At 66.8% G+C, this 6,662-nt stretch carries 4 protein-coding genes and 1 pseudogene; 1 reads left to right on the forward strand and 4 read right to left on the reverse strand.

Annotated features, from left to right (window positions below; all coding sequences use genetic code 11):
- Positions 1-399, forward strand: a pseudogene (locus DD1DGNOD_RS28385) (hypothetical protein); the annotation flags it as partial.
- Positions 400-520: 121 nt separating this feature from the next.
- Here DD1DGNOD_RS28385 and DD1DGNOD_RS23215 read toward each other — a convergent pair.
- From DD1DGNOD_RS23215 to nuoL, 4 genes are all read right to left on the reverse strand, one after another.
- Entirely contained in the window at positions 521-1,522 is a 1,002-nt protein-coding gene (locus tag DD1DGNOD_RS23215) for a polyprenyl synthetase family protein (protein ID WP_131771028.1), read from the reverse strand.
- Positions 1,523-1,589: 67 nt separating this feature from the next.
- The gene (nuoN, locus tag DD1DGNOD_RS23220; RefSeq protein ID WP_131768657.1) at positions 1,590-3,161 is read right to left on the reverse strand and encodes an NADH-quinone oxidoreductase subunit NuoN; all 1,572 of its coding nucleotides are present in this window, start codon (positions 3,159-3,161) and stop codon (positions 1,590-1,592) included.
- 35 nt (positions 3,162-3,196) lie between these two features.
- Positions 3,197-4,783, reverse strand: coding sequence for an NADH-quinone oxidoreductase subunit M (locus DD1DGNOD_RS23225; RefSeq protein WP_131768563.1), 1,587 nt, complete (start codon positions 4,781-4,783; stop codon positions 3,197-3,199).
- A 1-nt stretch (position 4,784) separates the two neighbouring features.
- A partial coding sequence (nuoL, locus tag DD1DGNOD_RS23230) for an NADH-quinone oxidoreductase subunit L (protein ID WP_131771029.1) occupies positions 4,785-6,662 on the reverse strand: 1,878 nt, incomplete at its 5' end.

Genomic DNA, 6,662 nt, shown 5'->3' on the forward strand with positions numbered 1-6,662 from the left:
ACACAACCCGGCGTCGATCAGCCGCTGTCCACGGGCGGGACGGCAGCGGAGCCGGTCGACAACGGTCAGGTTGGCGAACCGGCCGGTGAACCGAGCGTGACAACGCCGAGGGAACCCGGGGCAGGCCGGACGCCATCAGCGGAGGTGCCTGCCAGCACCTCGGCAACCACCACCCCGCCAGCGACCCCGCTACCGGCCCCGTCGGCGACCGGCGGGGGCAGCGCGCCAGCCAGGCAGTTGCCGGAGAATGCCGCGGCTGCAGGCGCGGCAAGCTCGGGCACGGCCGCTGCGCCGGCTGCCCCGGAGTCCTCCGCCGGAGAGGCCGGGGCAGCCACCGACAATCCCACCAAGCTGGTCGAGTTCTACGATCCCCCACCGGTCTCGCCACTGAGCAGGTAGCAGATAGCAGATAGGGACGGACCGGGAAAACAGCTCAGGTGCACACGGAGTAGGAGCTGTGCGGCTCCCAGGGCCTGTCTGATGGATAGTTGAAGATTCACCAGACAGGCCCTGGCACCGGTTATCCGGTGCGATCGATCACGTAGTCGGCGAGCGCCTCCAGCGTGGTCCTGGCTGGACCTTTCTCCAACGAGGTCAGGCAGTTGCGCGCCTGCCCCGCCCAGCGCGCCACCTCACGACGGGCACGTCCCATGGCCGGGTGACCGCGCAGCAGGTCCAGCGCCTCGGCGAGCGCTCCTTCCACGGCGAAGCCGTCCCGCATGAGGCTGCGCAGCCGAGCTGCGGCGGCATCGTCCTCCTGGAGCGCGTAGAGCACCGGCAGCGTGGGAATTCCCTCGAGCAGATCGGTGCCGGGTGTCTTACCGGATGCGGACGGGTCGGAGGCGACGTCAATGAGATCGTCGGAAAGCTGGAAGGCCACCCCGAACCGTTCACCGAAAGTGGCAAGGGTGTCCACGGTGAAGGGATCGGCACCGGCGAGCATCGCACCGAGCCGGCCTGACGTGGCAATCAGTGACGCGGTCTTTTCGCTGATCACACGAAGGTAGTGGTCGACGGGGTCCTGTCCCGGCACCGGCCCGACGGTTTCCCGGATCTGGCCCTCGCACAGGGTCGCGATCGTGCGGGCCAGGATGCGGGTGGCCTCCGGCCCCAGATCGGCGGTGATGTCCGAGGCCCGCGCGAACAGGAAGTCGCCGGTGAGGATCGCGATCGTGTTGGTCCATCGGACGTTCGCCGAGGCCGCTCCCCGTCGCAACAGCGCTTCGTCCATGACGTCGTCGTGGTACAGCGTCGACAGATGGGTGAGTTCGATCGCCACCGCGGCCGGCAGCACGCCGATGGCGTCCGGGTCGCCGAAATGGGCCGCGAGCAGCACGACCATCGGTCGAAAGCGCTTGCCACCGGCGTCCACGAGATGCCGGGACGTCTCGGTGACGAACGGCACGTTGCTACGGACGGTGTCGCGCAGCATCCGTTCGACCTCGTCGAGGCCACGGCGAATAGCCTGCTCCAGATCAGGGTCGGCCCTGATCCCCGCAAGATCCAGCCCCGTTGTGCTCATGTAGGTTCCTTGGGGCCTCCGAGCGCGCGAAACAACCATGATCGCGCACTCTTCGGCCAGCTAGGCGTCAGCGTACGAAGCCGGACGTGGCCGCGGTACCGGCAAGCTCGAGTAGAGGCTGTGGCGCAACTCCCAGCAGGAGCGTCATGATCGCGCCGATACCGACAGCCGCATAGGTAAGTGTCGGACGAGTGACAATTATGGGGCCGTCCGCACCCGGTTCCTGGAAGAACATCAGAACGATCACCCGAACGTAGAAGAAGGCGGCGATCGCGCTGGTGATCAGCGCGACGACCACCAACGGAGTCGCGTCACCGGCGACAGCAGCCTGGAAGACGGCGAACTTCCCGGTGAATCCGCTGGTGAGCGGGATGCCGGCAAGCGCGAGGAGCAGGAAGGCGAAGATGCCCGCGAGCACCGGGGACCGCCGCCCGAGCCCCTGCCACTGGGACAGGTCGCTCGCCTCGCCGTCCCCGGTACGGACCATGGTGACCAGGCCGAACGCGGCGATCGTCGTGAAGCCGTAGGCGACCAGGTAGAACAGTGATCCGCTCAGCCCGTCGCTGTTGGCCGCGGCGAGGCCGGTGAGCAGGAAGCCGGCATGAGCGACTGCCGAGTAGGCCAGCATCCGCTTGATGTCGCGCTGGGTCAGCGCCAGCACCGCACCGACGACCATGGTCAGGATCGCGATGATCCAGACCATCGGCCGCCAGTCCCAGCGCAACCCGCCGAAGGACACGTAGAACACCCGCAGCAGCGCACCGAACGCCGCCACCTTCGTACCCGCGGCCATGAAAGCCGTGATCGGGGTCGGTGCGCCCTGGTAGACGTCCGGTGTCCAGGAGTGGAACGGCGCAGCACCGATCTTGAAGAACAGGCCGACGCCGAGCAGGGCCATGCCCAGGTAGAGGTAGGTGTCGTTCGCGCCGACCATACCCGCGGCATCGGCGATCCGGCCGAGGTTGACGCTGCCGGCATAACCGTAGATAAAAGCCAGGCCGTAGATAAAGAATGCTGACGAGAAGGAGCCGAGCAGGAAATACTTCATCGCCGCCTCCTGCGACAGCAGGCGACGGCGGCGGGCCAGGCCGGCGAGCAGGTACAGCGGCAGGGACAGGATCTCCAACGCGACGAACATGATCAGAAGCGTGTTCGAGGAGACGAACAGCAGCATCCCGGCCACCGAGAACGCCATGAGCGGGTACACCTCGGTCTGTACCCCGGCGGAGGAGCGTTGGGCGGTCGCCCCCGGCGATCCCGGTGTGATCGCCGCCGACGCCACGATCGCGCCGCCGGAGGAATCCAGCCGCCGCTCGGCGACCAGTAGCACCGCGAGCAGGGCGAACGCCAGGATGGCGCCTTCCATGAACAGCGTGGGGCCGTCGATAGCCAGCGACCCCGCCGCCAGCACCTGTCGTCGGGTGTGCAGCAGGACGACCGCCACGAACGCGGCCGCGAACCCCGCCGCGGCCAGCAACGGCTGGATCCCCCGACGGGCCTTGGCCGGCGCGAACGCGTCGATGAGAACACCCGCCAGCGCCACCCCGAAGACGATGATGATCGGGCTCAGCGCGCTGTACTGGATCGCCGGGACGTCGATCGTCCCCTGTGTGCTCTGGGCCAGGATGTGCTGGGCCAGCGCGTCCTGACCGGCGATGGCGGATGCTGTGGCACTCACGAGTGGCCTCCGGGCTGGCTTGCGTTCACGGGGGCGGTTGGTGCGGGATCGGTATGCCCGGCGTCTTCGAACGTGGCCGTGACGGTCGGCCGGATGATGTCGATGAGCGGCTTCGGGTAGACACCGAGAGCGACGATCAGGGCGACCACCGGTGCAACCACGATCTTCTCCCGGACGCTGAGGTCGAGCACCCCACGAGCATCCTCATCTACCAGCGGACCTGTCATCGTCCGCTGGTAGAGGTAGAGGATGTAGATCGCGGCGAGCACCATGCCGCAGGTGGCCACGATGGCCAGTGCCCGGTACTGGGTGAACGTCCCGACCAGCACCAGGAACTCGCTGACGAAGCTGTTCAGGCCGGGCAGCGCCAACGACGACAGACCCGCGACAAGGAAGACACCGGCCAGTACCGGTGTGACCTGCGCCATGCCGCCGTAGGCACCCACGTCCCGGCTACCGCGCCGGGCCACCAGGAAGCCGACGACGAGGAAGAGCAGACCCGTCGAGAGCCCGTGGTTGACCATGTAGAGGACGGCGCCGGTCCCCGCCTGCGACGTCAACGCGAAGGTTCCCATCGCGATGAAGCCGAAGTGGGCCAGCGAGGTGTACGCCACCAGGCGTTTCATGTCCCGCTGGCCGATGGCGAGCAGCGCGCCGTAGAAGATTCCGATCACCGCCAACGCGAGCACCATGGGCGCGAAGTAGGACGAGGCGTCCGGGAACAGCGGGATGCAGTACCGGATCAGCCCGAAGGTCCCGACCTTGTCCAGGACGCCCACCAGCAGGATCGCGCCGCCTGTCGGCGACTGCGCGCCCGCGTCCGGCAGCCACGTGTGGAAGGGGAACAGCGGTGCCTTGATGGCGAAGGCAATGAAAAAGCCCAGGAAGAGCAGCTTCTGGACACCAGGTGTGATGTCCATCTGGCGGAGAGTGGCGAAATCGAAGGTGCCGGTGCCGAGCTGATCGGCTGAGACAACGTACAGACCGATCACCGCGGCGAGCATGAGCAGCCCACCGAACAGGCTGTACAGCAGGAACTTCACTGCCGCGTAGGACCGCTGCGCCTGCTCCTTCGCCAGCCCGTAGCTCCCGATCAGGAAGTACATCGGGATCAGCATCGCCTCGAAGAAGACGTAGAACAGGAAGACGTCGGTGGCGGCGAACACACCGATCATCCCCGCCTCGAGCGCGAGCAACAGAGCGAAGAACGCCGGGACGCTACGCCTGCCCGCAACGGACGCACCGGGCTGGCCGGCGTCGCTGACCTCGTCCCAGGAGGCGAGGACGACGACCGGCACCAGCAGCGTCGCGAGCAGGATCAGCACCAGCGAGATCCCGTCGGCTCCCACCGAGTAGGACACGCCGAACTGCTTGATCCAGGAATACTTCTGGGCGAACTGGAACCCGGCCCGCGACGGCTCGTACGCGATGGTCGCGAGCAGCGCCAGCACGAACTCCACGAGCGTGACCGCCAGGGTGATCTGCTTGGCCAGCGTGCCCAGCCGCCGCGGAACAGCCGCGACGACGACCGCCGCGGCAGCCGGGAGAACGAGCAGGAGTGTCAACCACGGAAAACTGTTCACGTCATCCGACCCTTGCCACCAGCAGAGCCGCAACCACGAGGACGGCACCTCCCAACATCGACAGCGCATAGGAGCGGACGAACCCGGTCTGGGCGCGGCGCAGCCGTCCGGACAGACCGCCTATCCCGGCGGCGGTGCCCCGGACCACCCCGTCCACCCCGACCGTGTCCAGCCAGACCAGAAAGCGGGTGAGGTACTGACCCGGACGCATGAACACGGTCTCGTTGAACGTGTTGGCATAAAGATCGTTCCGCGCGGCCACGGTGACCAGCCCGACCTCGGAATCCGGGCGGGCGACGGCATCCACCGGACGGAGCTGGTAGCGCAGATAGGCGCCGGCGAAACCACCGGCGGCAACCAGCAGGGTCAGTGCCGTGACCACTGCCGGGGAGATCGTGTGGACGCCTTCCTCGGCGCTCTCACCGAGCACCGGTGCCAGCCAGTGCTGCATGGAACCGCCAAGGACGAACAGCCCACCAGCGAACACCGAGCCCACAGCCAACACCGCCATCGGCCCGGTCATCACACTCGGGGACTCGTGGGGATGCTTGGCCTGCGGGCCCGAGGTCGACCAGCGGCGTTCACCGTGGAAGGTCATGAAGAACAGCCGGGTCATGTAGAAGGCGGTGATACCCGCGCCGAGCAGCGCGATCGACCCCAGCAGGTATCCGCTGGTACCGCCCTTGTCGAAGGCGACCTCAATGATCTTGTCCTTGGTGAAGAACCCGGACAGCGGGGGCAGGCCGATGATGGCCAGATAGCCGAGGCCGAAAGTGACCCAGGTGATCGGCATCAACCGCCACAGGCCACCGTATTTTCGCATGTCCTGCTCGTCGTCCATCGCATGGATCACCGAGCCGGATCCGAGGAACAGGCCGGCCTTGAAGAAACCGTGCGCCAGCAGGTGCATGATACCGAGCGCGTAACCCGCCGGGCCGAGACCCACCGCAAGGAACATGTACCCGATCTGGCTCACCGTCGAGTAGGCGAGGACCTTCTTGATGTCGTCGTAGGCACAGCCGATGACACAGCCGATCAGGATCGTGACGGCGCCGATGATGACGACCACCGTCCGGGCGGCCTGGGTTTCGGTGAAGATCGGGCTGGCGCGGGCGATGAGATAGACCCCGGCGGTCACCATGGTGGCGGCGTGGATGAGCGCGGAAATCGGGGTCGGGCCCTCCATCGCGTCCGGCAACCACGCCTGCAATGGGAACTGGCCGGACTTTCCGCAGGCGCCGAGCAGCAGCAGCAGGGCGATCGCGGTCAACGTGCCGTAACCGATGACGTCGGCCGCGGCGGCTCCGAACACCGAGTCGTAGTTCGTGCTGCCCACCGTGGCGAACATCAGCATGATGGCCAGGGCAAGCCCCACGTCGCCGACCCGGTTCATGTAGAAGGCCTTGTTGGCCGCGGTTGCCGCGGCCGGCTTGTACTCCCAGAACTTGATCAGAAGGTAGGACGAGAGCCCGACCAGTTCCCAGCCCGCGTACAGGACGAGGAAGTTGTCACCGAGGACGAGCAGCAGCATGGACGCCAGGAACAGGTTCATGTAGGCGAAGAACCTACGCCGTCCGGGATCATGCGCCATGTAACCGATCGAGTAAACATGGATCAGCGTCCCCACACCGGTGATCAGCAGAACGAAGACCGCTGACAACTGGTCGAACAGCAGACCGGCGTCCGCCTGGAAGCCGTTGACCGGAATCCAGGAGAACAGGTGCTGGGCGACCGCCCGGTCCTCACCGCCACGGCCGCGCAGCGCGAAGAACAGCACCAGCCCCAGGACGAAACTCGCGGCGGAGGTCGCGGTACCCAGCAGATGACCCCAGCGGTCCGTACGGCGCCCGCCCAGCAGCAGGATCGCCGCCCCCGCCAG

The sequence above is a fragment of the Candidatus Protofrankia californiensis genome (genome assembly GCF_900634765.1).
Classification (GTDB): Bacteria; Actinomycetota; Actinomycetes; order Frankiales; family Frankiaceae; genus Protofrankia; species Protofrankia californiensis.

Excerpts from the sequence above, each read along its gene's own strand:
- DD1DGNOD_RS23215 (WP_131771028.1), bottom strand. The coding sequence starts at position 1,522 with ATGAGCACAACGGGGCTGGATCTTGCGGGGATCAGGGCCGACCCTGAT.